General features: G+C 34.4%; 31 protein-coding genes. 14 read left to right on the forward strand and 17 right to left on the reverse strand.

The window, feature by feature from the left end; all coding sequences use genetic code 11:
• Window positions 1-414, forward strand: coding sequence for a hypothetical protein (locus tag H8B04_RS07675; RefSeq protein ID WP_165291128.1), 414 nt, complete (start codon window positions 1-3; stop codon window positions 412-414).
• Between the two features lies 1 nt (window position 415).
• The gene (gene cmk, locus H8B04_RS07680; RefSeq protein ID WP_165291129.1) at window positions 416-1,090 is read left to right on the forward strand and encodes a (d)CMP kinase; all 675 of its coding nucleotides are present in this window, start codon (window positions 416-418) and stop codon (window positions 1,088-1,090) included.
• A 44-nt stretch (window positions 1,091-1,134) separates the two neighbouring features.
• On the opposite strand, the gene H8B04_RS07685 is transcribed toward cmk, so the two are convergent.
• Entirely contained in the window at window positions 1,135-1,563 is a 429-nt protein-coding gene (locus H8B04_RS07685) for a VOC family protein (RefSeq protein WP_190301974.1), read from the reverse strand.
• A 185-nt stretch (window positions 1,564-1,748) separates the two neighbouring features.
• Here H8B04_RS07685 and H8B04_RS07690 point away from each other — a divergent pair, with 185 nt between their 5' ends.
• Window positions 1,749-2,672: a sugar phosphate isomerase/epimerase family protein gene (locus tag H8B04_RS07690; RefSeq protein ID WP_223815321.1), complete on the forward strand. Its 924-nt coding sequence runs from the start codon at window positions 1,749-1,751 to the stop codon at window positions 2,670-2,672.
• A 134-nt stretch (window positions 2,673-2,806) separates the two neighbouring features.
• Here H8B04_RS07690 and H8B04_RS07695 read toward each other — a convergent pair whose 3' ends face one another.
• The 6 genes from H8B04_RS07695 to H8B04_RS07715 all read right to left on the reverse strand — a co-directional run bounded on the left by H8B04_RS07695 (window position 2,807) and on the right by H8B04_RS07715 (window position 6,400).
• Window positions 2,807-3,604, reverse strand: a complete 798-nt coding sequence (locus H8B04_RS07695) for an HAEPLYID family protein (protein WP_190302006.1) — start codon at window positions 3,602-3,604, stop codon at window positions 2,807-2,809.
• A 119-nt stretch (window positions 3,605-3,723) separates the two neighbouring features.
• Entirely contained in the window at window positions 3,724-4,053 is a 330-nt protein-coding gene (locus H8B04_RS07700; protein WP_190301975.1) for a hypothetical protein, read from the reverse strand.
• A gap of 146 nt (window positions 4,054-4,199) precedes the next feature.
• Entirely contained in the window at window positions 4,200-4,427 is a 228-nt protein-coding gene (locus H8B04_RS17050) for a hypothetical protein (protein ID WP_223815323.1), read from the reverse strand.
• 8 nt (window positions 4,428-4,435) lie between these two features.
• Window positions 4,436-5,059: a penicillin-binding transpeptidase domain-containing protein gene (locus H8B04_RS07705; RefSeq protein ID WP_223815324.1), complete on the reverse strand. Its 624-nt coding sequence runs from the start codon at window positions 5,057-5,059 to the stop codon at window positions 4,436-4,438.
• A 132-nt stretch (window positions 5,060-5,191) separates the two neighbouring features.
• Window positions 5,192-5,398: a hypothetical protein gene (locus H8B04_RS07710; protein ID WP_190301976.1), complete on the reverse strand. Its 207-nt coding sequence runs from the start codon at window positions 5,396-5,398 to the stop codon at window positions 5,192-5,194.
• Window positions 5,399-5,611: 213 nt separating this feature from the next.
• Window positions 5,612-6,400 carry a Cof-type HAD-IIB family hydrolase gene (locus H8B04_RS07715; protein ID WP_165291133.1) on the reverse strand — a complete coding sequence of 263 codons (789 nt, stop codon included), beginning with the start codon at window positions 6,398-6,400 and terminating at the stop codon, window positions 5,612-5,614.
• 97 nt (window positions 6,401-6,497) lie between these two features.
• Between H8B04_RS07715 and H8B04_RS07720 the strand changes: the two genes are divergently transcribed.
• Window positions 6,498-7,679: a class I SAM-dependent methyltransferase gene (locus H8B04_RS07720; protein ID WP_190301977.1), complete on the forward strand. Its 1,182-nt coding sequence runs from the start codon at window positions 6,498-6,500 to the stop codon at window positions 7,677-7,679.
• Window positions 7,680-7,814: 135 nt separating this feature from the next.
• Here the strand turns inward: H8B04_RS07720 and H8B04_RS07725 are convergent, their stop codons facing one another.
• Window positions 7,815-8,714 carry a hypothetical protein gene (locus H8B04_RS07725; RefSeq protein ID WP_165291135.1) on the reverse strand — a complete coding sequence of 300 codons (900 nt, stop codon included), beginning with the start codon at window positions 8,712-8,714 and terminating at the stop codon, window positions 7,815-7,817.
• A 368-nt stretch (window positions 8,715-9,082) separates the two neighbouring features.
• On the opposite strand from H8B04_RS07725, the gene H8B04_RS07730 reads away from it, so the two are divergent.
• The 8 genes from H8B04_RS07730 (at window position 9,083) to H8B04_RS07765 (ending at window position 16,230) form a co-directional block, all read left to right on the forward strand.
• Window positions 9,083-9,259 carry a hypothetical protein gene (locus H8B04_RS07730; RefSeq protein ID WP_190301978.1) on the forward strand — a complete coding sequence of 59 codons (177 nt, stop codon included), beginning with the start codon at window positions 9,083-9,085 and terminating at the stop codon, window positions 9,257-9,259.
• Between the two features lie 154 nt (window positions 9,260-9,413).
• On the forward strand, window positions 9,414-11,039 hold the full coding sequence (locus H8B04_RS07735; RefSeq protein WP_223815325.1) for a tetratricopeptide repeat-containing sensor histidine kinase: 1,626 nt from the start codon (window positions 9,414-9,416) through the stop codon (window positions 11,037-11,039).
• Window positions 11,040-11,052: 13 nt separating this feature from the next.
• Complete coding sequence (locus H8B04_RS07740; protein WP_165291138.1) at window positions 11,053-11,718, forward strand: response regulator; 666 nt, start codon at window positions 11,053-11,055, stop codon at window positions 11,716-11,718.
• Between the two features lie 174 nt (window positions 11,719-11,892).
• Entirely contained in the window at window positions 11,893-13,977 is a 2,085-nt protein-coding gene (locus tag H8B04_RS07745; protein WP_190301980.1) for a phospholipase D-like domain-containing protein, read from the forward strand.
• A 15-nt stretch (window positions 13,978-13,992) separates the two neighbouring features.
• Window positions 13,993-14,979 carry a hypothetical protein gene (locus H8B04_RS07750; protein ID WP_190301981.1) on the forward strand — a complete coding sequence of 329 codons (987 nt, stop codon included), beginning with the start codon at window positions 13,993-13,995 and terminating at the stop codon, window positions 14,977-14,979.
• A gap of 32 nt (window positions 14,980-15,011) precedes the next feature.
• Window positions 15,012-15,545 carry a thermonuclease family protein gene (locus tag H8B04_RS07755; RefSeq protein ID WP_165292600.1) on the forward strand — a complete coding sequence of 178 codons (534 nt, stop codon included), beginning with the start codon at window positions 15,012-15,014 and terminating at the stop codon, window positions 15,543-15,545.
• 48 nt (window positions 15,546-15,593) lie between these two features.
• Window positions 15,594-15,893, forward strand: a complete 300-nt coding sequence (locus H8B04_RS07760) for a DUF2752 domain-containing protein (protein WP_190301982.1) — start codon at window positions 15,594-15,596, stop codon at window positions 15,891-15,893.
• Entirely contained in the window at window positions 15,880-16,230 is a 351-nt protein-coding gene (locus H8B04_RS07765; protein ID WP_165292598.1) for a TM2 domain-containing protein, read from the forward strand. Before H8B04_RS07760 ends, H8B04_RS07765 begins: the two co-directional genes overlap by 14 nt.
• A gap of 6 nt (window positions 16,231-16,236) precedes the next feature.
• Here H8B04_RS07765 and gloA2 read toward each other — a convergent pair whose 3' ends face one another.
• Window positions 16,237-16,623: an SMU1112c/YaeR family gloxylase I-like metalloprotein gene (gloA2, locus tag H8B04_RS07770; RefSeq protein WP_165292597.1), complete on the reverse strand. Its 387-nt coding sequence runs from the start codon at window positions 16,621-16,623 to the stop codon at window positions 16,237-16,239.
• Window positions 16,624-16,626: 3 nt separating this feature from the next.
• Window positions 16,627-17,526 carry a DUF72 domain-containing protein gene (locus H8B04_RS07775; RefSeq protein WP_190301983.1) on the reverse strand — a complete coding sequence of 300 codons (900 nt, stop codon included), beginning with the start codon at window positions 17,524-17,526 and terminating at the stop codon, window positions 16,627-16,629.
• Window positions 17,527-17,720: 194 nt separating this feature from the next.
• Between H8B04_RS07775 and H8B04_RS07780 the strand changes: the two genes are divergently transcribed.
• Together H8B04_RS07780 and hpf are read left to right on the forward strand one after the other, a co-directional pair.
• Entirely contained in the window at window positions 17,721-18,602 is an 882-nt protein-coding gene (locus tag H8B04_RS07780; RefSeq protein WP_190301984.1) for a tyrosine-type recombinase/integrase, read from the forward strand.
• A gap of 14 nt (window positions 18,603-18,616) precedes the next feature.
• Window positions 18,617-18,958, forward strand: a complete 342-nt coding sequence (gene hpf / locus H8B04_RS07785; protein ID WP_165292594.1) for a ribosome hibernation-promoting factor, HPF/YfiA family — start codon at window positions 18,617-18,619, stop codon at window positions 18,956-18,958.
• 72 nt (window positions 18,959-19,030) lie between these two features.
• On the opposite strand, the gene H8B04_RS07790 is transcribed toward hpf, so the two are convergent.
• The 7 genes from H8B04_RS07790 to H8B04_RS07820 form a co-directional block, all read right to left on the reverse strand.
• Window positions 19,031-19,519: a GNAT family N-acetyltransferase gene (locus tag H8B04_RS07790; protein ID WP_190301985.1), complete on the reverse strand. Its 489-nt coding sequence runs from the start codon at window positions 19,517-19,519 to the stop codon at window positions 19,031-19,033.
• Between the two features lie 6 nt (window positions 19,520-19,525).
• A complete protein-coding gene (locus H8B04_RS07795; RefSeq protein ID WP_165291959.1) occupies window positions 19,526-20,344 on the reverse strand; it encodes a ZIP family metal transporter in 819 nt (272 codons plus the stop codon).
• Window positions 20,345-20,581: 237 nt separating this feature from the next.
• The gene (locus H8B04_RS07800; protein ID WP_190301986.1) at window positions 20,582-22,780 is read right to left on the reverse strand and encodes a glycoside hydrolase family 3 N-terminal domain-containing protein; all 2,199 of its coding nucleotides are present in this window, start codon (window positions 22,778-22,780) and stop codon (window positions 20,582-20,584) included.
• Window positions 22,781-23,020: 240 nt separating this feature from the next.
• Window positions 23,021-24,154 carry a TlpA disulfide reductase family protein gene (locus H8B04_RS07805; protein WP_190301987.1) on the reverse strand — a complete coding sequence of 378 codons (1,134 nt, stop codon included), beginning with the start codon at window positions 24,152-24,154 and terminating at the stop codon, window positions 23,021-23,023.
• Window positions 24,155-24,173: 19 nt separating this feature from the next.
• Complete coding sequence (locus tag H8B04_RS07810) at window positions 24,174-25,199, reverse strand: hypothetical protein (RefSeq protein ID WP_190301988.1); 1,026 nt, start codon at window positions 25,197-25,199, stop codon at window positions 24,174-24,176.
• A gap of 2 nt (window positions 25,200-25,201) precedes the next feature.
• Window positions 25,202-25,618, reverse strand: coding sequence for a PKD-like family lipoprotein (locus tag H8B04_RS07815; RefSeq protein ID WP_190301989.1), 417 nt, complete (start codon window positions 25,616-25,618; stop codon window positions 25,202-25,204).
• The gene (locus H8B04_RS07820; protein WP_165291956.1) at window positions 25,618-26,439 is read right to left on the reverse strand and encodes a DUF4843 domain-containing protein; all 822 of its coding nucleotides are present in this window, start codon (window positions 26,437-26,439) and stop codon (window positions 25,618-25,620) included. Before H8B04_RS07820 ends, H8B04_RS07815 begins: the two co-directional genes overlap by 1 nt.
• Window positions 26,440-26,442 lie beyond the last annotated feature (3 nt).

Genomic DNA, 26,442 nt, shown 5'->3' on the forward strand with positions numbered 1-26,442 from the left:
ATGAAGAAGGATTTGCCTGTTAATATAGTTGAAGATATTTCCATTGCGGTAGTATTAGAAAATGCTACGCCTGATTCCAAAAGTTGGACTGTATATTTGGTAAATGAGAAAAATGTAGCCTTAACGAATGTTTTGGTTTCTTCCAAAGGCTACGGCCAAAAGGAAGGAAGAGAAGTGAAAACTACTACGCTACGACATTTCTTGGGTGACGTATCTGCCCACTCCGCTGTACAGATTGAGGTGATTGATACGCAAGTTTTCGGGTTGACTAATGAATATTGGTTGAGCTATTATATTGAGAATACGATTTACGACAAAAAATATATTTTCCTTCCAGAAAGTATCGTCGATGAGAATCTATCGAAGGTTCCATTGGTAAATAAGCCAGGAGTAATTATTGGAGGGAATAACTAAGATGGCAAGAGAGAATTTTATTATTGCAATAGATGGTTTTTCTTCTTGTGGAAAGAGTACCGTTGCAAAAGCTATTGCTAAGAAGTTAAATTTTGTATTTGTGGATAGTGGAGCGATGTACCGTGCGGTGACGCTTTACTTTTTACGCAACAGAATCGATTTTAATGATACAGAAGCTATAAATAAAGCTTTAGAAAATATTCATATTGATTTTATCCCCAATACGGAGAAAACACAAATTCTACTAAATGGTGAGGATATTTCGGATGAAATCCGCCAAATGGAAGTCTCAGAGAAGGTAAGTGAAGTAAGCGCAATCAAAGAAGTACGTCATGCCATGGTGGCACAACAACAAAAATTGGGTGCACGCCGTGATATCGTGATGGATGGTCGTGATATTGGTACGACAGTATTTCCAGATGCCGATTTGAAAATCTTTATGACTGCTGATCCACTTGTGCGTGCTAATCGTCGTTTTGCCGAATTGACAGCTAAAGGCGAAACTGTTACTTTGGAAGAGATAATTGAAAATCTAGCGCATCGTGATCATATCGATAGCACACGGGAAGAAAGCCCATTGCGACAAGCGGAAGATGCTATTGTTTTGGACAATTCGAATTTGACACAAGAAGCACAGTTGGATTTTGTCTTAGAAGAATACAATAAAAGAAAATAAGAACAGATAAGCCTTTTGAGAATCATCGAAAGGCTTTTTTATCTTTACTTTGCGGCATCCAAGAACTCCTGGATATTAAACTTCTTCATACGCATAAAGGCTTGGGTAACTTTGGAAGCGGTAGAAGGATTACTCATCAATTCGCTGAGTATAGCAGGAACAATCTGCCAGGATACTCCAAATTTATCATCCAGCCAACCACAACGATTATAAATGCCGCCTTCACCTAATTTTTCCCAATAATGGTCAATTTCTTCCTGGGTATCACAGGTAACGACATAAGAATTGGCAGGAGAGAACTTATACTGTGGACCACCATTCAACGCCATAAAGCGTGTGTTATTTAATTCAAAAATCGTAACCATAGGATTCTGCGAGAGGATTTTTGAGTTTTTAAAGATAGTGCAGTAAAATTCAGCTGCTACTTGTGCTAGACCATCAAACCACAAGCATGGATATATTGTATGTGTCATAAAGGCTATTTATTTGAAGAAATAATTTTGTCTATAAGCAGTTTTTGAGTTATATAAAAATAATGAATTATGCTCAGTTAGAGTTCAAAACGTAAAAAATAAGTTATACATAAAGATTTATTACAAATTGTAAAAGACTTTTGGCATCTTAGTCAAAAGTCTTTTTTATTGATACAGACCTCTACATGATGAATCGTAAATCCTTTATTCGCAATACTTCAGCATTATTTGCAGCTTCTTTTATTTCAGAGAGCTTTGCTTCCTCTGCTCATAACTGTCCGTCCACTTCAACTGCTCCTCTGAAATTGAAAAAGGGGATCAGTTACTATATGATAAAAGAAGATTTGTCCGTGGCTGATAAATTCAAGTTGGTAAAGGATTTAGGATTTGATGGTATAGAAATCAATTCTCCAGGTACATTGGATATCAAAGAGCTATTAAAAGCACGTGATCTTAGTGGGGTGGAGATATTGGGCACCGTGAATAAAGATCATTGGTCCAAGCCGCTTTCTAGTCCTGAGGGATCTGTACAGCAATTTATCGTAGATTCTGTCGCGAAATCTATAGAAGAGACGAAGCAACTAGGAGGAGATACTGTTTTGGTAGTTCCTGGAGTAGTTAATGCACAAGTGTCTTACGAAACTGCTTACCAAACAGCTCAAAAGAATATCCGTAAGCTGATTCCTTATGCGGAAAAACACAAAGTGAAAATCGCCTTGGAAAATGTTTGGAACAATTTTATCCTAAGCCCTGTAGAAGCCAAACGTTTTGTAGATGAAATTAATCATCCTTTGGTGGGATGGTATTTTGATGTGGGCAATGTGTTGCGTTACGGTTGGCCTGAACATTGGATTGAGACTTTAGGTAATTGTATTTTCAAGGTGCATATCAAAGAATTTAGCCGTAAGGTCATGAATGAGCAGGGGCTAGGTAAAGGTTTTGGTGTACCACTAACAGAGGGCGATATTGATTGGAAAGTAGTGATCCAGTCTCTACAAAAAATCAATTACAAAGGGGAATACTTGGTTCTGGAATTAGGAAGCGCCGATCAAGCGCAATTGCAAGATTTTTCTAACAGATTGGATAAGATTATTGGGTATAATGTGTAAAGAGGAATGGTTGAGGAAGAGATTAAGAACAAAAATCAAAGACATTAGATGTAAGACAATAAATAGGTGTAAGATATCAAAAAATACAGGCTTTAAAATAATTAAAGTCTGTATTTTTTGATATGCTCTTCTTTCTATTTTTTATGAGAAGGTTCCCATATTAACCTTAAAAAGGAACTCATGCGTTGGTTTTCACGAGCTATAGGTACTCTAACTAATATACCCAACATTGTTTGATCGCTAATAGTAAGTCGCATTTGAGGACGAATAGTCATATCGAAATCCCGGTGTTCGAAAGATTTATTGAATTCTATTCCGATAAAGTTTCTGGTTCCTTCTATCATATAATGAATGTTAGAATTAATATCGTAAGCAGTGTGGGTAGATTTTGTTTTGAAATGATGAATAATCCTCGGACCAGTATAAACTAAGGTGTGAAAGTTTCTTCCCCAACGTTTGGCTGCCACGAAAAATGGATTATACACATTTCCATATATAAGTGGATTTCCAAAGTTTTTGAAATCAGAAAATTCAAATTCGTTTATGTAGCCCATAGCTAATGAAGTGTTTAATTTTTCGCTCACAAAAATAGTGTATTGACCTGCCAGTTTTAAGCTGTTTAATCGGTTAGCAGGTACGGCTTCAACAGTGACGTTTCGCATTTCAGAATGAAACGTGAAGGGTAGCTCAATTTCTAAACCCAATCTATCGATAGGAGCCCACTCATATTCTATTAGAGTTTCGTATTCATCAAACTCTAAGTTATCCGTCATCCCTAAACCAATATTCCATTCTTTTTCGCCTTTTCGTGCGCCTAAATCACGTATTAGATCAATAAATAGAGGTTCGGCGTGCTGGACTTTTGGTAATTCTTTTTTTAGCGAATCGAGTTCTAAAGTGGAATCTGTTGCGATATGCTGCTGTGCATAAATAGTTGTCTATAAGTCAAGTAATAGTGTCGTATGTAATGATTTTAATATATTCATAAGAAAATTTTCGTAAATACAAGATTAGCTTCAAAAACTGTTGATTTTTGATGTCATGAAGTGATTTATGAAAATTTTATCTCAGGAGGAGGAGTTGTATTTTTTATAAATAGAAAGGAGTGAGGTGCTAAATAAAAGGCTGCATAGCATTTTCTTAATTCATCGCGATAGGGAAATATCTGATTATAAGTGTGCGGCAATATCCAGATATTGCTAAAATCTTTTTTAAGGTATAATTTGATATTATCACCTTCTTCAATTTCATTAAAAGCATCTTCATATCCTAAGAAAGTCTCTACTACTAATTCCAAAATACTTTCCTGAGGATTCTCCGAAATATTTTTGGAAATAAGTTCTGATACATCAATACTCATATTGAATAAATGCAGTGCCATTAATCCACAACCGATTTTATAAAGTATGTTGTTTTTAATATTTACCAGCATTTATTGTAAAAACTATCAGATTTTGTTTTATAGGTATTGAATGATATGACACACAAAAATAGTAAATCTTCAGATTATTAGAATCGCTTAGCGATTTAGTCTATAATTCCCAAATCACTAAACACTTTTTTCGTAATAATCTTCCGACAGTTTCCAAAGTCAGCTCTATTGTTTTTTCGGTCTTGCAACAGTCGCGTAGCGAAATTAAAAATACCTTTTTTCGATTTAATATAACCTGTCCACCAGCCGGTATTTATATTTTTATCTCTTGTCCACCCTGTCTTTGCAAATAGGCTGTAATCTTCCGCTTTTTCAGATAACATTACCTTTTTTACGATATGCATATTTCGACTTGAGAACGAAGCTTCTCTTCGTATAAAGCTGTAAGAAATTCTACTTGATTTTTGGGTGAAATAGCAAAATCTCCAAAATTCCAGAAATCAGCATCCTCTTGTGATAAGTTGTTATTTCCGTAATGGCATTTCGAAAGGTATTCTTTGTATTTATCTTTTCCGATTTTCTTTGCTAATTCGACGAAAACCCAACCTGCAGAAGATTCAAACGCTTCAGATACCGACATATCGTGATAGATGTCAGGTCTATAACCGTATTTAATGGTATCCGTTTCGCCAACCCATTTCACGATATCCTGCTCAGTTTTGATCGTGTTGGTTTCTAATGCGATAAGCAAATTAATAATTTTAAATGTTGAAGCAGGCAAGGTTTCTAAGTGGATTCCTATAGTATCGGATATCATCCATTTTTTATTTTCGAGATGATAAATAGCGATTGAACCATCTACAGCACAATCTTCGCAGTAAGATTTAAATTTTTCAGACGCCAAAATCTCAGCCTGCTCTATAGGTTTGTATTTGCTTGTGTTAAGCTTGTGCTGCGAACACGCACAATAGCTGAATAGATAAATAAAAAGAAGACTGAGTCTTAAGAATTTCATTCTTTGTTTCAGATTTACAGCATAAAGACAAAAATATACAAGATCAATCCTGTAATACAAGTCAACGCCATATCCCACATGCCGATTTTTCCCCAAAGACGGTGAGTTTTGCTAAATTTACCTGGTCTTGGATTATTTCCAAATTTCTTCCAAGATACTGGAATCAAAAATATTCCAGATCAATGAAGTCGTAATGGATAGGAACGTGTGGAAGTAAATCATAAAATTGAGAAAGAAAGTACCTTCATACGAAGAACCTTTTACCATTTCAAAGATACCTCCATTTTGCTTCATGTCGTATTCAAAAAGCAATACAACAAAAAACAAGATTAGAAACATCGTAACTTGAATGTTTTTATGCGCCTTATAAATTTCCTTCCTGTTTTATTTTCTTTACTGAATACCACAATATAGGCAAAATAATTACCATTGACACAACTACAATATCCATTAATAGACCACAGCGTGCTCCGAAAATACTCGGTGGAAATGATAGATTCATTGATTTTATTAAGAGACAATAAGATTTTTACTATTAAATTAAGACAAAATCTACAAAATACCAAAATGCTTTAAAGCATTCCAGATACCGTCTGAGTCAACGTCATCAGTAATATAATCGGCAATTTCTTTCACTTCTGGATTGGCATTGCCCATGGCTATGCCTATACCCACATGCTTCAGCATAGTAATATCATTACCACCATCGCCAAACGCCATTGTATTAGCTCTATCAATACCAAAGTAATCACAAAACACATCAATACCTACTTGCTTACTTTGTCCTTGTGGATTTACATCAGCAAACAGGGGAGACCAGCGTGAAGCCAAAGAGTTTGGCATTACTTGTTGCATAAATTCTTTCTCTTCTTCAGGTCCCATAAAGATATTAGTCTGAAGAATAGACGTGATATCCACTCTATCAATATCTACCAACGGCGGGACAGGAAGATTAAGGTGGGCATACATACCTGCTATTTCAGGAGTCACATCATGAATAGTCACTTCCTTTTCGGACATAAACGAAAAGCTCAACGGCTTTTCTTTGGCATAGTCTAAGATAGATTGTATATCCTTCGGATCAATCGCTTTTTTAAGTAGGATTTCGCCTTCTTTAGTGACGCAGTATCCGCCATTGAAAGTGATATAACCATCAAAGTTAAGATAGCGCACATGATCAATACTATTGATCGAACGACCTGTAGAAAGGATGGCTTTAATACCTTTGGCTTGCAATTGTTCGATGGCTTCTTCGGTAGAAGCAGCTACTTCGTGGGTTTTGAAACTCAGTAGGGTACCATCAATATCGAAAAAAACGGCTTGAATTTTTGGGTTTTGCATATGAATGTAATGTGGTTCAAAAGTAAAAAGATATTCTTCAAAATTCAACTTCGGAGGCGCTTTTCGTATCTTTGTGCCATTCATCAATAGGACACACATGAGCGTTTTACCCACATTCTTGACTCAAATTAATGAAAGTATAGCTAATGAGAGCTTTATCAAAATGTCTTTGGGAAATTACAAAGGCACTGTCGAACAGCTAAAGAACATCTACATCAAAGCTGTACTGATAAAGCGCGAGCTTAAACTTTCCTTTACCTACCGCTACAAAACACGTGATATTACCAAGAATTTTGAGGTAGAGGCAGGTCTTGCGGAGATAGAACAGCTGCTCGATCCAAAAGGTTTTCGAATCTGTACGCTGTTTACAACTGCGGAGAATAAAATTTGTGAGCTGAATGGCAAACAGGTTTGGACGCTGAAATCCGAGAATCCTACTGCTACAAAACCTATGCACTTGTCCCATGACAAACAAAAGGAACGTAAGGTAGGCGATTCTAATAAAACATATTTGAAGGAATTGCGCCTGACCGATGAACATGGTAAGGTTTATAAAAATGCTCAAGATAAATGGAAGCAAATCAACCATTATATAGAATTGTTAAGTACAGAGTTGAATGCTTTGCCTGCTAAGGATCTATTGCGTGTGGTTGATATGGGAGCAGGAAAGGGTTATTTGACATTTGCTTTGTATGATTACCTAAACAATGAATTGAAGCGTAAAGCACAGGTCGAAGGCGTAGAATACCGCAAGGATTTGGTGGAATTATGTAATGCCATCGCGCAGAAAAGAGAATTTAATGCGCTGAATTTTGTGCAGGGAACGATTGAGGATTATAAACCGCAATCGGATTTGGATATTTTAATCGCGTTGCATGCCTGCGATACCGCAACAGACGATGCAATTTACAAAGGTATCCAGCACAATGCGAATCTTATTGTCGTGGCTCCTTGTTGCCACAAGCAAGTCCGTCGCCAGTTGGAACAGGTCAAAGCAAAAAATGATTTGTCCTTTATGACTAAACATGGCATCTTCTTGGAGCGTCATGCTGAAATGTTAACAGACGGAATCCGTTCGTTGATATTGGAATATTTTGGTTACCAAACGAAGGTGATGCAGTTTATTTCAGATGCTCATACACCTAAGAATGTGATGATTGTAGCCATCAAGAAAAGCATTGATAAAGCTAAACAAGCTGAAATCTTAGATAAATTGAAATCCGCTAAAGCTTATTTTGGTATTGAATACCACTATTTAGAAAAGATTTGTGGATTGTAAGTAGAACAAATCCCTTGCTCAAATAAGCAAGGGATTTATTGTTAATTATTGTTTCGAGACGAAATGAGAATCTTTTTTAGACTTCTCACTACACTTACACTATGCTATGTTCGAAAGGATAGGGTAAACATCCTCTTATTTGTATTTACTCGCATTCAAAGAATCCGTTCGACCATATTTTTGGATAATATATTCAGTGGCAGGCTTAAGACGTTTGTCCTTATGTATCGGATGAGCTCCAGGATATGTAAAAAATTCCACTTCATTGTTTATTTTAGAATACCATACCTTGTTTTTATCTTTTTTCGTTAAGGTATCTGGGCGGGTAATCTTTTTCAAGTTGAGTATAGCCCCATCGTTTACCCGAATGATCACATGACTGGATAATGATTCCCCACAATCTATCGAAATATATTGTTCGCCGTCCCAATAGGCACAATGTTTAGTTTTTAATTGATTATACGTAATAAAACTTATAGGTATTAATGCAACACTCATTATTGAAATAAGTGATTTTTTATTTATACCAGATAATTTACTTAACCAGTTAAGATTTCTAGGCTTCTCAATATTTTCATTTTCCTCTTTAATATTCGGTTTTTCCTCTATCTTTTCCTTTGTAAAATGCTTTTCATCGGTAGTTTCTGATATATCCGTTTCTTCATTTTCTAGATTTTCTGCTCTCCATTTATGATATGGACGCGGCTGAAAATCAATTAAGACTGCACTTAACTTTACAATTATTTCGCTAGGTTCTTTTGTATTGCCAATTAGAAAATTTTGAACGGATTTCATTTTTCCTAAATCTGTTTTTCGAATTGCTTTTTCAATATTTTCATAGCTTTTTTCGGGATTAAAAAATTCCTGAAAAATAGGCATATCATTAGCTGTCAATCCATCTTTAACACAGCTTATAGCGTAATCTCTAAGATTAGCTGGCGAAGGATTGCTCAATCGTGTAGACATGGACGAATTATCTTTTTTGGCGATGTAATCGTTTAAAACTTCGGATCTAAATCTATCAAATTCAAACATACTTAGGTTGTATTGGATGTAACATTTCAACGTATAAAATGTAACGAAAAAGTCTACTTAATCTAAACACATTCCATTTACGGAAAAATCAGAATTAGCAGAAATATCGGAAATATCTGCATATATGCCTTATCAACGAGAATATCTTTGCTAAAGAAATCCAAACATCTCCGCAGGTTAGTTAGCGGTAAATATATAAAATGGATTTTAAAAGGGATGTGTTGAGGGCATATTTAAAAATGGGAAGTATAAATATCTTCCCTTAGTACATACCGCTTCCCACAAAATCAGAAGGCCTTCTGAAATAGACTGTGCTTGGCAGATAGGAAACTGCTAAGACAATTTGTTTGACCTTAAATTTTTATAAAATGAAAATGATTTTGTTCATAGCCTTGCTATGGAGTACGGGGACAGTATGCACTTTACAGAATGAAAGTACAATTATTGCAAATAATGGTGAAGAAAATACGGGTGATAAATCCATAGTTCGCCCTCCAATTCCACCTATTCCGCCAATTCTTCCTTTAGGAATGAATAATGCTTAAAAAAAATAAAGGCAGGTATATCTTACCTGTCTTTATTTTTTACTAAATTGTTATACCAAATAATTAATAATTTATCGCATTGAAACTCTATTATACTCTACTTTTATTCTTTTTGCTATTCATTTTCTCTTGTCAAAATCGACAGACTTCTGAGTTGGATTCTAAGAAAACGGATACCACTAATATTAATTATCTAACAGCTAATAAGTTACTTCAGGAAAATAAATTAGATAGTTCATTTATCTATTTTGATTTAGCTTCAGATGAATTTTTAGCAAAAGGAGATAGCCTCAATGCAGCTACTTGTTTGATACAGATGGCTGTAACTCTTTATATGGAAGGCGATTTTTATGGTTCGCAAGAAACTTCCATTGAAGCGGACAGACTTATAAACAAGGAAAATCCTTCTCATGCCGCTTTATTGGCTTACAACTATAATAACATAGGCAACGCAATTTCGGGTTATAGTGATCATTTAAAGGCTATACCTTATTACGATTTAGCTATCCAATATTCTTATGATAGTGTTACGGCTTTATCCTATGAAAACAATAAAGCTGTAACCTTATCCTATATCAATAATTACAAGGAAGCTAGTGAAATTTTTAAGAAGATTCTACAATCGAATATATCCTCTCAGGCTGAGTACGCGCGCGCATTGTCCAATTATGCAAATAGCCATTGGCGGGTGGACCTGAATTACAATCCGCTTCAGGATTTACGTAAAGCTTTGGCTATTCGTCAAAAAGAAAATGATTTGTATGGTGTAAATGCATCTTATGCTCATTTATATTATTACTTTAAGGACCGAAATCAGGATTCAGCACTGTATTATGCGCGTAAATCATACGCATTAGCATCGCAGTTAAATAATACAAAAGATATAATTAATGCTTCGGAAAAGTTGGTTCAATTAACACAGTCTGATTCCTCCCAACATTATTTTAAGATATATAAAGAATTAAGTGACAGTGTGCGAATTGCTCGTTTGAAGGCCAGCAATCAATATGCGATGATCCGGTACGAGGCTGAAAAAAGCAAAATGTTAAATCTACAGTTGGAAAAGGATGTGTTGGATAAAGATTTACATTTGGCACAACAACGCATGATCTTAGTTGTGGTTGTAATTTCTACATCTTTGGGCATTGTTTTTTTTGTGTATAGATACAATAAACGTAAGAAAGAGCTTCAATTGGAGGCCGACAACAGAATCAAAGAAAATAAACTCAAAACATCTAAAAAGGTGCATGATGTTGTTGCCAATGGGATATATCGCGTCATGTCCGAATTAGAAAATATTGAAGATTTAGATCGGGAGGATTTATTGGATAAATTAGAAATCATGTATGAGAAATCTAGAGATATCTCGTATGAGACAGAAGAAAAAGATCTTGAAAAACCTTTCTCAAAAGAAATTTCCTACTTATTGAAATCATTTGCTCACGAGAATTTAAAACTCTTTATTGTCGGAAATGAGGAGGAACTATGGAAAAAAATATCTCCACAAAATCGGAAAGAACTACTTCCTGTAATACAAGAACTTTTAGTGAATATGCGCAAACATAGTGAGGCTAATGAGTTGATTTTTAAGGTGGAAGAACTAGGTGTGGCTTTGGGAATTCATTATATAGATAATGGAATTGGCTTTCCTGCAGAAATAAAAAAAGGCAATGGACTTATGAATACGGGAAACCGTATGGAAAAGATTGGAGGAGCAATTAATTTTGATTTGACAAGAGAGAAAGGAGCACATATTATTATCACGGTTCCTTTCGAGTAAACAATAGAAATATATGTTCAAAAAAGTTTTAATTGCAGAAGATCACGAAGTGGCCAATATTTCAGTACAGCGCACATTAAATGATTTGGGGGTGCAAGAAGCTAAATATGTCTATTATTGTGATGACGCATTAGCTTGGGTGAGTAAGGCTTTGCAAAATAAAGAGCCTTATGACTTGTTAATTACGGATCTTTCTTTTGAAGAGGATCATAATGTACAGCGCATAACAAGTGGTGTGGAATTGATTAAAGCTGTTAAGGTCATTCATCCTGACATTCAGATTATTGTCTTTTCAGGGGAAAATAGACCTGCCATTGTCAATAAATTGTTCCACCAATATGGTATCGATGCCTATGTGCGCAAAGCTAGACATGATGCCCAACATCTGAAAGAAGCTCTGCAAGCAATATCCAATGGTCAATCTTATATGTCTTATGACATTAAGCAATCACTGAAAGAACAGAATTCTTACGAATTTAGCCATGTAGATATACACATAATTAAATTGCTGTCCGAAGGAATCAAACAAAAGGAAATTCCGAATTATTTAAAACAAAAAAATATCAAGCCATCAGGGCTCAGCAGTATAGAAAAAAGATTAAGCACGATGCGTGAGGTGTTGTCTTTTACCAAAAATGAACAATTAGTCGCTTACTGCAAGGACAAAGGAATTATATAGTAACACACATTACTATTTATCTAACCCCAAATTAACATAAATATGAAAAGATGAGTAGGCCATAATTGGTCTACTTTTTTTTATTAAAAAGTTTGCGATTACGGGAACCCGTAAGAAAATCATTTGGTTGTAAGGTAGATTTGAGTAATTATTAACTACTTATAAAAACCTTAAATGAATTATCAACATTTGGTTCAGGATAGTCTTTCAGATAATAAGGAAATTATAGAAAGAATTAAGAAGGAATTATTAGAGGCTCAAAGGGAGATTCTTGTTGCGATGGCATGGTTTACTGATGACGATCTGTTTAAAATATTATTGAATAAGGCAGATCAGGGATTAGAAATCTCAATAATCATAGCGGAACATGCTGATAACGAAAAACTGGATTTTGATTTATTAAATACTAAGCCAAATGGGGAGGTGATAAAGATCAAAAATGTAGGATATGGTATGATGCATCAAAAATTTTGCATTATAGATAAAGAAGTGGTAATAAACGGCTCATACAATTGGTCTAAAAATGCTAAAAATAACCATGAAAATGTTATTGTGACGAATTTTTCTAAAACAGTTGAAGAGTTTCTAAATACTTTTCATGATATGAAAGATCGTGCTATTCAAGTTTTGAGTGGAGTTCCGATAAATCAAATTCAAGTTAATAACAATTATGTTCAATCGCAAAGAGATACCAAACCAATGGAAAAGTTAAGTTTTCAAGAACAATCATTGATAGAATTTAAACAAGTGTTAGATAATATTATTGCAACGGAAGTCGGCTCTCTAGATAAGGGTTTAATTAGTCAAAGTGCTTATAATAGAGCGAAGGAAAATAATGGCGATCATCAAGTTCTTCCTCAAGCCATGGATAGTTTATACTCTAATTTTATAAATGAAATTGAAGTCGTTGCTGAGAAAAAAACACGTTTGAAGAATAGAATAGATGAACAGTTAAAGTTGAGTGTGGGAAATATAGAAATAAAGACAGAAAATGAAATAAATACAAAAAAGGAAAATTATCAACTTGAGGACAAAAATCTTAAAGAAAATATATTAAATACTGAAAAGGAAATTGAAAAGGCACAATCTACTATTGAAAGTAATTTAAAAACTCAGGTGCCTTTTTTTCAGGCTCAGATTGAGAAGATAAGGCAAAAGATTAATGAGCAAAGAATTGAGTTTGTAAAACCTCCGATCGATTGGGTAAAATCTGTCATTCTTTGTGTTCTTTTATTCTTATTAATCTCATATATTTTTGTTTTTTATTCTTCAGTAGCATATATTTTTATGTTCTCAAATGAAGAGGCTATAGCAGAAGCTCTAAGAGGGGGAAATGTGATTACTCCGGAAGTTTTCAATCCTCATGCAATTACTAATATTTGGAAAAAAGGTACAGGGGGAATCTTATTTTTGATGTTATTTGTTTCTATTCCATTAGGGTTAGGCATGTACGAATATTTAGCTAAATCCTCGGATGAGGAGATAAACAAGAGTGATAATTCCCGAACCAATATATTATCTAAGCTATTCAATAAATTTGGCGGTCTTTTATTTATCCTAGTGGTGGATGCTTTTATCGCATATAAAGTTGCTATTAATATCAATAAAGTTGAAAATTTAAAACATAGTAGAGAACTTACGGAGGTTACATTCGTAGATATGTTAGGGACTAGTAACTTTTGGCTGGTGTTTATTTTAGGAACCTTGGGCCTATTTTTGTTTTCTAAAGTATTTAATAAACTAATTGCCTCTGTAAATAAAAGAAATCAAACACATCAAGAAGCTATTACCAAGCAAATTATTGTCAATTTGGAATCGGATATTGAGAAATATGAAAATGATATTAAGAATATCTATGCTAATAATGATGAATTAAAAGCTAGCTTGTTAGTGTTGAATGCAGATCTGAGTAGTTTGAAACAAAGGCTTCAAATCTTACCTATACAGCATACTGACGAAATAAATGATTTAAGACAACTCTTAAATTCATTTAATGAAAAAATTATAAACTTTTCTAACATTTATAAAAGTCAAATTGATAACGACAAACTGCCAATTTCTAAATCTGAAATGGAAAACAGATGTAATATTTTCATGGAAGGCTGGAGTAAATATTTATACGAATTCTACGCCGTACAATTAGCCGAAATAAAAACAAAAGACGCCATACAAGAAATTGAAAATTGGCTAAAGTCTATGCATTGGCAAGTTGACTCGTCTTTGGACTTAAAATTAGATTCTTTAACAGTTAATAATTAGTCATCTATATTTGATATGTGTATAAAAAATTTTCTTTTAAGCGTTGTTTTATTAACTTTTTTAATTTCTTGTGGGTCCAGTAGCAATACTGATGAGAATGCTAAGCGAGATACTGTGTATGTTAATGATTATAACGTATTATTAGTTCCAGATTTATCTAATAGAATTAATCAAAATATTCATCCAAAACCTGTTCATGACACCATGATTCTATCGAATATTTTGGATAATATTAAAGTATTAGTTGATTTGAAAGGTCGCAGTTTGAATCAATGGGATATTTACAAGTTTGATTTTATTAATAAATCGACTATAAATAATTCAGATGTTTGTAAGCCTGAGGAGTTAGAAATTAATCTTTTGCGATTCAAAGGTAAATTGGCTGAAGCTGCATCTTATTTAAGGGATAGTATTGATAAAGATATTTATCTATTTAAATCCAATGTCAGAAGTATTTATAATTATTCCATAAATAATTCAGCAGGAGCTGATTTGTGGAATTACTTTAATGAGACTATCACAACATCTTTAAAATTAAGAGAATTAGAAGATATTACTTCTCCTACGAGTACAGTTCTTGATCCTATTGTTTTAAAGCGATATAAGAATGTAGTTGTTTTATTTACTGATGGATATATTGAAAATGCAAATAAGGCAAATGGATATGTATTTGATCCTAAACGGATAACTAAAATTAGAAAGGAATATAATGCTAGTGGACAAAAAGATTTAGAGAAGTTTATTCTTTCTAATCAGGAGTATTTACTTCGCAAAACTACAAATGATTTAAAAGGGGTAAATGTATTAGTGTTAGAAATGATTGATAGGTCATTAGATAAAAACGGAGTAGCGAAACATCATCCAACTGATTTTCAAATAATGAAATTAATTTGGAAAGAATGGTTGACAGCATCAGGTGCAGATATGGTAGAAGTTCATCAAGCAGTGAAAAAGAAAGATGAGGGTTATGCGTTAGTAAAAAGCTTCATGGAAAAGTTATAATGAGAGCTATCTTTGTTGTCTAAATTAATATCATGCTAAAACACTTATTACTATTTATTACTTTTCTGCTTTCTTATTGCCAATCTCAGAACTATTCCTCGAGTACTGTTCCTTTTGAAGAGAATTTTGAACGGGAAATGTATCACAATCCCACCATATTCAAAGTAGATACTTTTGTGGATGGAGACACTTTTTGGGTATTAAATCATGAAGGAAATCGCGTGAAGATTCGTTTGATTGGAATAGATGCTCCCGAGAATAAATCCGTTTTCAATAAAAAGAAGCATCCGTTCGGTGCGCATGCTAAAGCATACGTGGATAGTATACTGACTAGTAATCCTTATATCAAATTGACATTTGATATCGATTCTTTAGACCGATATGGAAGAACATTAGCCTATGCTTATCTTAATGACGGTACCTTCCTAAATGAGAAGATAATTCGTGAAGGCTATGCTACCTTGATGACTATTCCGCCTAATATTACTTATGAGAATCTCTTTTATGAAGCGCAAGTATATGCTAGAGAGCATGCATTAGGAATTTGGAAAGACAGTATTCAATAGCTATTGTTTTATTTTTCTTTTCTCTCTAACTTAGTTAGTATTATGCCTATGATGATAAAGAAAATACCGCTTGAAATATTAATATGGTTAGGAGCGTTTATTTGGCTTTATAATCTTCAGATAGATAAAGAAAGTATTTCGATTTGTCCAATTCATGGACTGGGATTTAGTTGGTGTCCAGGTTGTGGGCTTGCTCGGTCAGTAAGTTTATTAATGCATGGACAGGTACATGCTTCCTTTAAAATGCATTGGTTGGGATTTCCTGTCTTTGCTGTTCTAATTTACCGCATAATTCAATTGACTAAAAATTATTTAACACTCATAAAACCTAAAAATGACACAATTTAATCCTTTCATACATTTAGATAATATCTCTAATGATGAATTAATCTACCTCAATCAAATCACGGCTAACCTTAATGAAACCCAATTGCGCAGTTTCGTACAAATCTATGCCACTAGACGTAAAAAAGCTCAGGAAATTCTTATTTATACATTATTAGGCCTTATCATCATCGCTGGAGTGCAGCGCTTTGTATTGGGACAAATAGCTATGGGAATCGTATATTTTCTAACAGGTGGTTTTTGTTTAATCGGTACTATTGTAGATTTAATTAATCACAAGAGTATGACGAACGAATACAATAGAAAAGTAGCCGGAGAAGTTATGCAGATTATTAGCTAATCAACTTTATTTCTCATAAAATTCTAACGGTAAACAATCTGGGTCGGTAAAGAAAAAGAATCTGTTACCTGTTATCTCGTCTATGCGAATAGGTTCTGTGGGGATATTGTGCGCTTGAAGCTCAAAAGCTGATTGCTCGATATCATCCACTTCAAAAGCAAGATGTCTTAATCCTAAAGCTTCAGGATAAGAGGGGCGAGAAACGTAATCAGGAAAAGAAAAAAGCTCAATAATGTATTGACCATTTAGTGCTAAATCTAACTTGTAAGAATTTCGTGCCTCGCGAAAGGTTTCTTTCAAGATGTCTAAGCCTAAGATTTCAGTGTAGAAATGTTTAGACTTTGCGTAATCGCTTACAATTATTGCGATATGGTGTATTTTATTGAGCTTCATATATTAAAATAAAGTAGAGCCACCTTTTTTAGGATCGTCTGGTTTCTTGGGTATTGGAAGATTTGTTCCGATAGCTTTATTTAATTTTTCTATAAAATGTGCAGCTAGTAGAGGTGATTCTACTTCTACATTTTGGTGAATAAAGAAATATAATCGTCGTAACCCTGCTTTTTTCCATTCGACAATGGTTTCAATCAACTCATCTAATCGCGTATAATCCGAATGGTGATTTGCTCCTACATAACGTACAAAAGCTGTCGGCGTAGTCAAGCGCATATGCATCATGTCGCGTCTTCCAGCAGTATCCACCAAAACATTGGTTTTGTTAGTTTCTTCCAACAGTTTATAGAATTTTTCTGCTACCTCTGGCTTAAACCATTCTTCGTTACGTACCTCAACAGCTAAAGGATAGCCCTTAGGGAATTCTTTGAGGAATTTTTCTAATCTATCAAAGTCTTTCGGTTTGAAATTATCTATAAGTTGCAAAAATGCCATTCCAAATTTGTCTTCAAAAAGCACGGTAGCATCCACAAATTCTTTTACTTTCTCATCCGTGTTCAAAAGCCTAGAAAAATGGCTAATGGATTGCGGAATTTTCGGAAAGAATTTGAAATCTTTCGGCGTTTTTTCACGCCAAGTTTCTACTTGCTGTTTGCTTGGGGAATTATAGAAAGTAGCATTTAACTCGATAGAATTGAATTGGGTCGAATAATAAGCCAGTTCATCTTTTGTACCTCTAGGATAAAAACCTTTTAGGTCAGTCTTATTCCATTTGGCACATCCCACATACACTTCCAACGGATTATCATTTTTATTTTCGTTCAATAAAGCAATAGTTTCCGGCGGTGTTGGAGGAATGGTAAAATCTATAATTGAAGGATCTGGTACTTGTCCGAATTTCATATCTCTAATATTTACCTAAAGATAGGTTAAAGCTTTTTTATATTCAAAATCACATCGATATTCTTATGTTTTGCTCATCTTATCACACTTTTTTCTCCAAGAAAAGTTTTATTTGAGTTTTCGTAAACAATCTAATCGTTAATCTAGTTATATTACTAGATATTATTTATATTGATTGATGTTAAACAATATCTATGTATAAAAGCAGTTTCATTAATTTTTTAAAGTACGAGAAGCTTTATTCAGCACATACCATTACGGCCTATGATACAGAAGTGCAATCGTATTTAGATTTTCTAGAAGCTGAGGGAATGCCTTTCGAAGAGGTAGATTATAAATTTTGCCGCTATTACTTCGCTACGATGAAGGAAAAAGGAAAAACAGCTACTTCGGTGAACCGTGCTATTTCTGTTCTTAAATCATATTATAAATATCTTCAGCGTGAATCTTTATCTACTAGCAATCCGGTTCATTTGATTAAAGCCTTGAAAGTAGGAAAGAAGTTGCCTGTTGTTGTAGAGAAGGAGAAAATGACGGTGCTGTTAGAACAGATGGAAGATATGGAAGATTCATTCGAAAATAGCCGAGATTTTATAATAGTAGAATTACTGTTTGGAACAGGGATACGTTTAGCGGAATTGTTAGAAATAAAAGAGCGGGATATTGACTTTTTCAATAAAAAAATCCTTATATTAGGTAAGAGGAACAAATTAAGGTTTGTTCCGATGTATTCAACATTGATCCATGAACTTAAACAGTATTTAGAAAAGAAAAAAGAAAGTAAACTACAAAATAATTCAGAGCATTTGATCGTTACAAAAGAAGGGAAGAAAGCTTATCCTAAACTGGTATATCGAGTGGTAAATAAATATCTAAGTATGATAACATCGCAACAAAAACGAAGTCCACATATATTAAGACATAGTTTTGCTACATCACTGCTAGATAACGGAGCTGATCTGAACGCGATTAAAGAGTTATTAGGACATGCAGGATTGTCTGCCACGCAGATTTACACACACAATTCTGTAGAACGATTAAAAAATATTTATAAACAAGCACATCCAAAAGCTTAAAAAAGGAGGAAAACATGAACGTAACTGTGCAATCAATTAAATTCAATGCTGATCAAAAATTGATCGATTTTATTAAAAGAAAAACTGCGAAATTAGAGCAATTTTTGGATAATATCATTGAAGGGGTATGTTACTTACGACTAGAAAATGTGGAAGATGAAGCCAACAAAATTGTGGAATTGAAATTTAATATTCCAGGAACACAGTTATTCGCTAAAGCTCAGGCGAAAAGCTTCGAAGAGGCAACTGATGTTGCAGTCGAATCCTTAAGAAGACAGATTAACAAGCATAAAACGAAGACTCGTACAGCAGTTAGTAATCACAAAGAACTGTTGTCAAGCGAAGAAGAGTTTTAGTTTTTTAAATAAATGATTTATAGGAAAGGGATGTTGAAGAAACATCCCTTTTTCTATTTTATAAAGTTTGTGCTATTTGGAAAAACTAAATGTTAATCTATCGTATAGTAAATCTTCTTCAGAAGGATTAAACAGTTTCATTCCAGATTTTATACATACTTTTTGTGATGCTACATTATTAGAGTACATTCTTGCAAAAACTTTTGCGGCATGCAAATGATTAATACAGTAATCTATTAATTCTGAACAAATCAGCGTTCCGAAACCTTTACCCCAAAACTTTTGATCTATTATAAAGCCAATTTCATAGCAGTTTAATTCAGGATAATTAAAAATGGAAGCTTCCCCTAGAAAGTTATTATTCAAAGTTTTAACGATGTGAATTCCTATACTATCCTTTTGAAATTTTGAGATTTTTTCAGCGACAGATTCAACTTCCCAAATTTGTGATGAATTAGGAATATATTTCATTACTTCAGCATTGTTATATAAATTTCGTAATGAAATTATATCCTCTTTGGTTGGAGGAGAGATAATAAAAAGGCTATTTTTAATAAACATATCTGGCTAACCTAAAGCAACATCTAAGGTCATCATAAGGATAAATCCAAAAATAAATCCTAGCGTAGCTAAATCGGAACTTTTATTTTGCTGAGATTCTGGAATAACTTCCTCTATTACTACAAATATCATCGCTCCAGCTGCAAAAGAAAGGGCATAAGGTAATATAGGCGCAAAGAAAGTAACTGCGAAAGCACCTAAAACTCCTGCCATAGGTTCTACAATAGCTGAAGCTTGGCCGTAGAAAAAACTCTTTCGTCGGGATAAGCCCATTCTTCGTAAAGGCATAGCGACCGCAATTCCTTCAGGAAAATTCTGTAAACCAATACCAACAGCCAAGGCTGTAGCTCCAGCAATACTCGCTTCAGGTATACCTGCTGCAACACCTCCAAACAAAACCCCCACAGCCAATCCTTCTGGGATGTTATGCAACGTGATAGCTAGAATCATTAAAGTAGTTCTTTGCCAAGGAGTTTTTACACCTTCTACTTGCTGAAAGTTGTGGTGTAAATGGGGCAGAATCTTATCAATACTATACAAGAAACCTGCGCCTAGCAGAAAACCAATTATAGTCGGAACCATTTGTGTAAAGCCTGTTCCTTCACTCATATTAATCGATGGAATCAAAAGACTCCACACACTCGCAGCAACCATGACTCCGCCAGTAAAACCGAGCATGGTATCCATGATATTTTTATTGTAACTTTTGAAAAAGAACACAAATGCAGAACCCAAAGCTGTTACAGACCACGTGAATAGGGTAGCATATAATGCAGCGGTAATAGGATTGATACTTTCTAAATAGGTTATGACTGAATCTAGCATTTATCGTTTCTTAGTTTTTGTTTGACGTCCATAAAGATACAATTCGCCTAATAAATTTCACAAATAGAAGTGAGTTAGATAAATAAAATATTTAAAACCTGTTTAATTTTAAAAAATATGGCATGTTGAGCTAGCCTAAACATCACGAAAGCTTGTGCAGATTAATTTTTATATAGACATAGAAAATCCCCTCCAAAACATTGCAGGGGATTAGCATTATGATACGATTGTGTTATGTTAATTAAGAACGAATTTAGCTTCTTTGTCCGCTACTTTTAACTGAAAATCACCAGCTTCTAATAGGCGCTTTCCTGTAGCGTCAGGAAATGACAAATCACGGGTAGGATCTATTTCAAAAGTGTAAGTCACCATTTCTCCAGCTTTAATTAGTTTCTTCTCAAAGTGTTTAAGTTCTTTCACTGGTCTGGAAATAGAGGAATGCCAATCACGGATAAACCAATGTACTGTCTCTAAACCATCTTTTTTACCTGTATTTTTTACGGTTATAGAAGCTACTAGTTTATCCGATTTATTGATATTATCTTTTGACAGTTTGATATCGCTGTACTCGAAGGTGGTATAGCTCAAGCTATATGCAAATGGATATAGTGGCCCTTGTTGTACATCCTGATAATGTCCTTGATATACACGCGCTGATTGTCTATGATTATAATATATTGGGATTTGTCCTGTAGAATAAGGAAACGTAATTGGTAATTTACCAGATGGGTTAATTCTGCCTGAAAGTATGCCTGCTAATGGAGCACTTCCAGCAGTACCAGGTTGCCATATCGCAATAATACCATCTACCAATGGCTCGATGAGTGCTAATTCTATCGGTCTACCGCTTGAGAATACCAATATTATTTTTTTACCAGTAGTAGCGATATGCTTTATTAAGTCTTCTTGGATTTGAGGTAAAGCTAAGGATGAGCGTGATGCATTTTCGCCACTCCAACCAGCTTTTTCTCCCAAATAAAGAACTACTATATCTGATTTCAAAGCTGCTTGGTACGCAGCATCAAATTCGGACTTGTCATCGCCTTCAAAATCACAACCGCGTACATATTCAAAATTGACATTAGACCCAAATTCTTTGATCATACCCTCATAAAAAGGTACTACATCTTTCGTTTTTCCAAAACCTCTCCATGATCCCATTACGTGATCATTGTCTTTTGCAAATGGTCCGATAAGCGCGATATTTTTAACAGATTCTAGTGGTAAAACTTGATCTTTATTTTTTAATAATACCATCGTTTCTTCGGCATACTTTTCTACGGTCTTAATATCTTCTGGTAATAAAAATCGTTTATCATCTGGCAAGACATGGACATAAGGTTTCTCAAATAAACCCAATTCAAACTTCAATTTTAATATTCTACGAACCGCATCATCAATTTGAGCAATGGTTATTTTTTTCTCTTTTACCAATTCTTCCAGGTGTCGGCCGTAAATATTGTCCACCATATCCACATCCGTAGTTGCCAAAAATGCTTTTAAACCAGCTTCTTTATCATCCTTTGCTACACCTTGACTTTTTAATTGATCTATACCATACCAATCCGATACAATTAAGCCATTGAAACCTAATTGTGTACGTAATACATCTTTTAGCCAATGTGTATTGGCAGTAGAAGGAATACCACTAATATCATTGAAAGAACTCATCAAAGTGGCTGCTCCAGCATTGATCGTAGCAATATATGGGGGTATATAAGTTTCCCAGATAGATTGCGGAGAAATATCTGTATAGACATAATCACGACCTCCTTCACTATGGCTATAACCGATATAGTGTTTTAGACATGCTGCTACGTGTAAGCTATCATAGGGTTGAGTACCCTGATAGCCTAATATCGTCGCCACACTAAATTGTGCATTGGTATAGGGATCTTCACCATAACCTTCAGATACGCGACCCCAACGAGGATCGTAAGCCACATCAATCATAGGAGAGAAGGTCCATTCAATACCACCTAATCTTGACTCTTTGGCTGCTATTGCAGAAGCCTTCTTAGCCAGATCTAAATTCCAAGACGCAGCCTGACCAAGGGGAATAGGATAAATTGTTTTGTAACCGTGTATGACATCAAAAGCAAACAAAATGGGAATTCCCAATCTAGACTCTTCTACAGCTTTCTTTTGTATTTTATTTCTGAATACAGGATCCGAACTCGAAAAAATTAAAGAACCTACTTCTGGAGAAAGCTCGTTGACCGATTTTTCGATGTTGTTGGGGTTATCTTTATCGCCTTCGGTGTATTGATTCAATTGCATGATTTTCTCTTTGAGCGTCATACGCTTCAATAAATCTTCAACACGTTTCTGAACTGGCGCCTTAGCATTTTTATATACTTCCTGAGCATCAACGGATTGAAACAGCAGAAAAGAAATAAAAAATAAACATACTGGTTTTAGTTGATTTACTTTCATTAAGCTACAAATAGTTTAGTTTAATTAAATAATTAGGTTGTTTAATTTACTAAGGTAATTTAATTTGTTTTAAACAAGAAATTTTGCTATTTAAAGTTTATGATTATTTTGTTGTAGCTTAATATTAAAGTGCTGGTTATTGTCTTTTCGGAAATCCAGGAAATTGTATTTCTCATAAAATAAAAATCCTCGTAATATGCTTAGCATATTACGGGGATTGAATGAATAATATATGAATTACTATTTAATATATTCAGCTAGTACTTTGTGTAGGTTTTCTTGTTTTAGATTAATAGCCACAATCTTTCCTGTAGGGTCGATAAGGTAGTTTTGAGGAACACCGCGAACCCCATAAAGCACTGCTGCATCGTTTCTCCATCCTTTAAGATCAGCTGCATGAATCCAAGGCAAGTCATCATCTTTGATAGCTTGTAGCCAAGCTTCTCTGCCGTTATTATCATCGATTGAGATTGCAAAAACTTCTAGGCCTTTTGGTTTAAAGTTGATATAAGCTTTCTTGAGATTTGGATTCTCTGCACGACATGGACTACACCAGCTCGCCCAAAAATCCAAAAGAACGAACTTTCCTTTAAAGTCTGACAATTGCACCATCTTGCCCTGTTGATCAGGTTGTGCAAAGTTTGGTGCCATACTTCCAATAACAATATTTTTATCTGCATATATTCTGGCAGCCAATTCTTTTCCTCTAGAGGAATTCTGCAAAGATTTATTTAAGTCTAAGAAAATAGTTTCGATAATCTTTGTACCTCTTTTGTTTGCTACTTCAGTTAAGGCATCAACCGCAAAAATCGAATTCGGATTTTGCTTGGCAAACATAAGTTGTTGATCGTTTCTTTTATCGAATTTTTCATCAAATTTTTGTTTTATTGCGGCATATTGTTCGTTTTTATCCACAGCATCTTCAGGCACAGCGGAAAAGGCTGCATTACCTTGGTCGATAATATCCATAAAGTCGCCACCGATAAAGTTGATGTATTGCACAAAAGATTCATGAAGAGGGGATTTTGTTATCGCAACTTTTTTAAGGGACTCCGTAATATTGAAGTTGTAATTTTCATTTCCTATGTAAAAATATAAACGGTCTCCTGTATTTTGTGTGCGGAGTTTGCCTAAGCCTTGCGTGTCCAAAATCATACGTGCGTAATTGGGCTCGTCTACTTCACCTTTAAACGTAAATTTTCCTTGTTTGATAACGGTAGAATCAGAGAAGGAATAGCCATCGCGCTGATAGTCTAAATATAATTTACTGCCTTCAAATTGTTTAGCAGCTTTACCCTGAATAACAAAGCCGTTTTGTCCAAATACGCTTACATTAAATAGGATGGATGCGAGTATTATATATATAAATTTCATGTTTCTAATTTTTAAAAGTTTAACGCCATGTTATATCTATTGCTTTTCCAGGAATGCCTTGAATCGTATTTTTAAGGACACCATTATTTCCTGTAGAAACATTGGTATAATAAAGAGATGTACCCGCTCCGACGATTAATGTTTGCTCGTCATCAGATAGTTTTATCATAGATACCTCATTTGAAAATTTAGCATCAATTTCTACTAAATTCTGATTAATAGGAGTGTAGCTATATACTTTGTTCGCGTGAGCAAAATAGATATAGCCATTTTTCGAGGCTATCATTTTAGTTTTATCGGTTATTATTTGTTGGTTGATAAAGCTCTTTTTGTGTAGCGGTGTGAACGTAAATGGACCATTGAAATTTACATTAAATTTCAGTTCATAAACTGTTCCGCTCACATCTTTACAATAAGCATACGTATCAGTATTGTTTATCTGTACAATATCCAATAGTTCTAATCCAATATTTGTAGGATCAAAAATAGCACTGTTGGTTACTGTATACTGTGTACCGAAAAACATTGGTGCGCCATATAAGTTGAATCGTAAAAACTGTTTTCTATTCTTATCAAAAGCAATTATACTAACCATGTCATTAATATTGCTCAGAATAAATTTGTCGTGCAGTTCATAGTCCCCATCTGCATAAGTTCCAAACATACCATACGTATTCGCTTGATCCCATGTCGTCGTGATACCGCCGTAAAACTTGCCATTAATAACGCCCATCAATACCCCTTGTACATGTTTTTGAAGACTACCTATTTCTATGGTAGGCGGAGCGAGGAAGAAATTGTCTTTGATAGTTCCTGGCTTTAATTCCTCTTGTTTTAGATTGTTTACATCCAATCTTACACCTTCATTCTTACAAATAACCCAATAACCTAGAGGTGTATTTCCTGTGAACTTATTCGCCAAAAAATGAACCGAAAGGGGATGGTCAGGCAATGATTTTAAATTTATGGCTTCATAAATTCTTGCCTGTACTTCACCGCTAGGTTTGATAAATGACAATTGTGTTGTGCCATTTTCTTCACTCAAAACTAAAGAACCCGTCGAAAATTCAGTTTTTCCTGAATCTTGAAATCATAGAAATACTTGATTCCATTTGTTTTGTTCAATAGGGTTAATCGGGCATTATAAAGTTTAGCTTGTAATCCGAACACCGTACGTAATGCACTTCCTTCGTAGGTATATTGAGAAGGATCAATAGCTTCAGGAACCGCGATTTCCCAAATACATTCAATCTCTTCTTTTGCTATGTTTTCGAATTTTGGGTTAATAATTAAACTATCACCCACCATAGCATTATATATGGTGTCCAGTCCTACCACTTTGGGTTCTAAAGGCATATTGTATTCATAGTTGCCTTTATCCTTATAACATGATGTCAGCATCAGAATAAGAGATAAAGCCAAGCTAGAGCCAAATCGTGTTATATTCTTTGATTTTCTTTTCATTATCTTACCTCTCTTCCTAGTTCGTCAATAAATCGGAATAAACCCGAACCTGTATTTTTACGTAATAAAATCGTTCGATTGGGATTATCCTTGTGATAAAATTTGTAGGTTACTCCATTGTCATCCGTGCTAAGTACATACCCTTTTTCTGGATTTTTGTCGACCCATTGAAAAGGATTGTTAAGCATCATATTGAGCAAATCTGCAAAAAAGAGATTTTTTGGTGCATCTAAACCATCCATCGTCAATGTAGTTTGTTCGGTTGCAATTAAAAAGAGTTGATGTTTGGTTCTTGAATACTCCCCAAGCCACATACTCCACCACATCGGTTGTTCTAATCGTGCTGAAAAAACTACTTTAGCTCTAATGATATTTGGATTTTCAATATGAAAATCTGCGCTTTCTTTGAGTTTGACAATGACAGATACACTATTTTCTTCTAGGTCAGGAGTATTATAAATCACCAGTGGTAGCGTAGTTTTTCCATCTCCTGAATTCATAACATAACTCTCAGCCAATTTTTGATAATGTACACCTTCCTGCGCCGAAGAGGAATCCACTTCTATATAGGCATGGTATACGCGATCTTTATCTTCTCTTATACCCGAAATACTAACAGGAATATAAATGGTATCGGAAGCTTTGTTAATATTGTAAGCAAATGTGTATACTATACTGTCTCTATTTGCATTACTTAGATTAAAATATATTCCAGTATTATGATTGTACGTTAGCAATTCGGCTTTCTGGCAAGCTGCCAAGAGTAGAAAAACCAGTAAAAAACTCCCTATATTATATTTAAATGTCGAATTTGTTTTCATGCA

Origin of the sequence: Sphingobacterium litopenaei, from assembly GCF_014692495.1 — a bacterium.
Taxonomy (GTDB): domain Bacteria; phylum Bacteroidota; class Bacteroidia; order Sphingobacteriales; family Sphingobacteriaceae; genus Sphingobacterium; species Sphingobacterium litopenaei.

Bases quoted from the DNA above. Each gene is read 5' to 3' on its own strand.
- H8B04_RS07675 (WP_165291128.1), top strand. From the start codon at position 1: ATGAAGAAGGATTTGCCTGTTAATATAGTTGAAGATATTTCCATTGCG.
- cmk (WP_165291129.1), top strand. From the start codon at position 416: ATGGCAAGAGAGAATTTTATTATTGCAATAGATGGTTTTTCTTCTTGT.
- H8B04_RS07685 (WP_190301974.1), bottom strand. From the start codon at position 1,563: ATGACACATACAATATATCCATGCTTGTGGTTTGATGGTCTAGCACAA.
- H8B04_RS07690 (WP_223815321.1), top strand. From the start codon at position 1,749: ATGATGAATCGTAAATCCTTTATTCGCAATACTTCAGCATTATTTGCA.
- H8B04_RS07700 (WP_190301975.1), bottom strand. From the start codon at position 4,053: ATGGCACTGCATTTATTCAATATGAGTATTGATGTATCAGAACTTATT.
- H8B04_RS17050 (WP_223815323.1), bottom strand. From the start codon at position 4,427: ATGTTATCTGAAAAAGCGGAAGATTACAGCCTATTTGCAAAGACAGGG.
- H8B04_RS07705 (WP_223815324.1), bottom strand. From the start codon at position 5,059: ATGAAATTCTTAAGACTCAGTCTTCTTTTTATTTATCTATTCAGCTAT.
- H8B04_RS07710 (WP_190301976.1), bottom strand. From the start codon at position 5,398: ATGTTTCTAATCTTGTTTTTTGTTGTATTGCTTTTTGAATACGACATG.
- H8B04_RS07715 (WP_165291133.1), bottom strand. From the start codon at position 6,400: ATGCAAAACCCAAAAATTCAAGCCGTTTTTTTCGATATTGATGGTACC.
- H8B04_RS07720 (WP_190301977.1), top strand. From the start codon at position 6,498: ATGAGCGTTTTACCCACATTCTTGACTCAAATTAATGAAAGTATAGCT.
- H8B04_RS07725 (WP_165291135.1), bottom strand. From the start codon at position 8,714: ATGTTTGAATTTGATAGATTTAGATCCGAAGTTTTAAACGATTACATC.
- H8B04_RS07730 (WP_190301978.1), top strand. From the start codon at position 9,083: ATGAAAATGATTTTGTTCATAGCCTTGCTATGGAGTACGGGGACAGTA.
- H8B04_RS07740 (WP_165291138.1), top strand. From the start codon at position 11,053: ATGTTCAAAAAAGTTTTAATTGCAGAAGATCACGAAGTGGCCAATATT.
- H8B04_RS07745 (WP_190301980.1), top strand. From the start codon at position 11,893: ATGAATTATCAACATTTGGTTCAGGATAGTCTTTCAGATAATAAGGAA.
- H8B04_RS07750 (WP_190301981.1), top strand. From the start codon at position 13,993: ATGTGTATAAAAAATTTTCTTTTAAGCGTTGTTTTATTAACTTTTTTA.
- H8B04_RS07755 (WP_165292600.1), top strand. From the start codon at position 15,012: ATGCTAAAACACTTATTACTATTTATTACTTTTCTGCTTTCTTATTGC.
- H8B04_RS07760 (WP_190301982.1), top strand. From the start codon at position 15,594: ATGATGATAAAGAAAATACCGCTTGAAATATTAATATGGTTAGGAGCG.
- H8B04_RS07765 (WP_165292598.1), top strand. From the start codon at position 15,880: ATGACACAATTTAATCCTTTCATACATTTAGATAATATCTCTAATGAT.
- gloA2 (WP_165292597.1), bottom strand. From the start codon at position 16,623: ATGAAGCTCAATAAAATACACCATATCGCAATAATTGTAAGCGATTAC.
- H8B04_RS07775 (WP_190301983.1), bottom strand. From the start codon at position 17,526: ATGAAATTCGGACAAGTACCAGATCCTTCAATTATAGATTTTACCATT.
- H8B04_RS07780 (WP_190301984.1), top strand. From the start codon at position 17,721: ATGTATAAAAGCAGTTTCATTAATTTTTTAAAGTACGAGAAGCTTTAT.
- hpf (WP_165292594.1), top strand. From the start codon at position 18,617: ATGAACGTAACTGTGCAATCAATTAAATTCAATGCTGATCAAAAATTG.
- H8B04_RS07790 (WP_190301985.1), bottom strand. From the start codon at position 19,519: ATGTTTATTAAAAATAGCCTTTTTATTATCTCTCCTCCAACCAAAGAG.
- H8B04_RS07795 (WP_165291959.1), bottom strand. From the start codon at position 20,344: ATGCTAGATTCAGTCATAACCTATTTAGAAAGTATCAATCCTATTACC.
- H8B04_RS07800 (WP_190301986.1), bottom strand. From the start codon at position 22,780: ATGAAAGTAAATCAACTAAAACCAGTATGTTTATTTTTTATTTCTTTT.
- H8B04_RS07805 (WP_190301987.1), bottom strand. From the start codon at position 24,154: ATGAAATTTATATATATAATACTCGCATCCATCCTATTTAATGTAAGC.
- H8B04_RS07815 (WP_190301989.1), bottom strand. From the start codon at position 25,618: ATGAAAAGAAAATCAAAGAATATAACACGATTTGGCTCTAGCTTGGCT.
- H8B04_RS07820 (WP_165291956.1), bottom strand. From the start codon at position 26,439: ATGAAAACAAATTCGACATTTAAATATAATATAGGGAGTTTTTTACTG.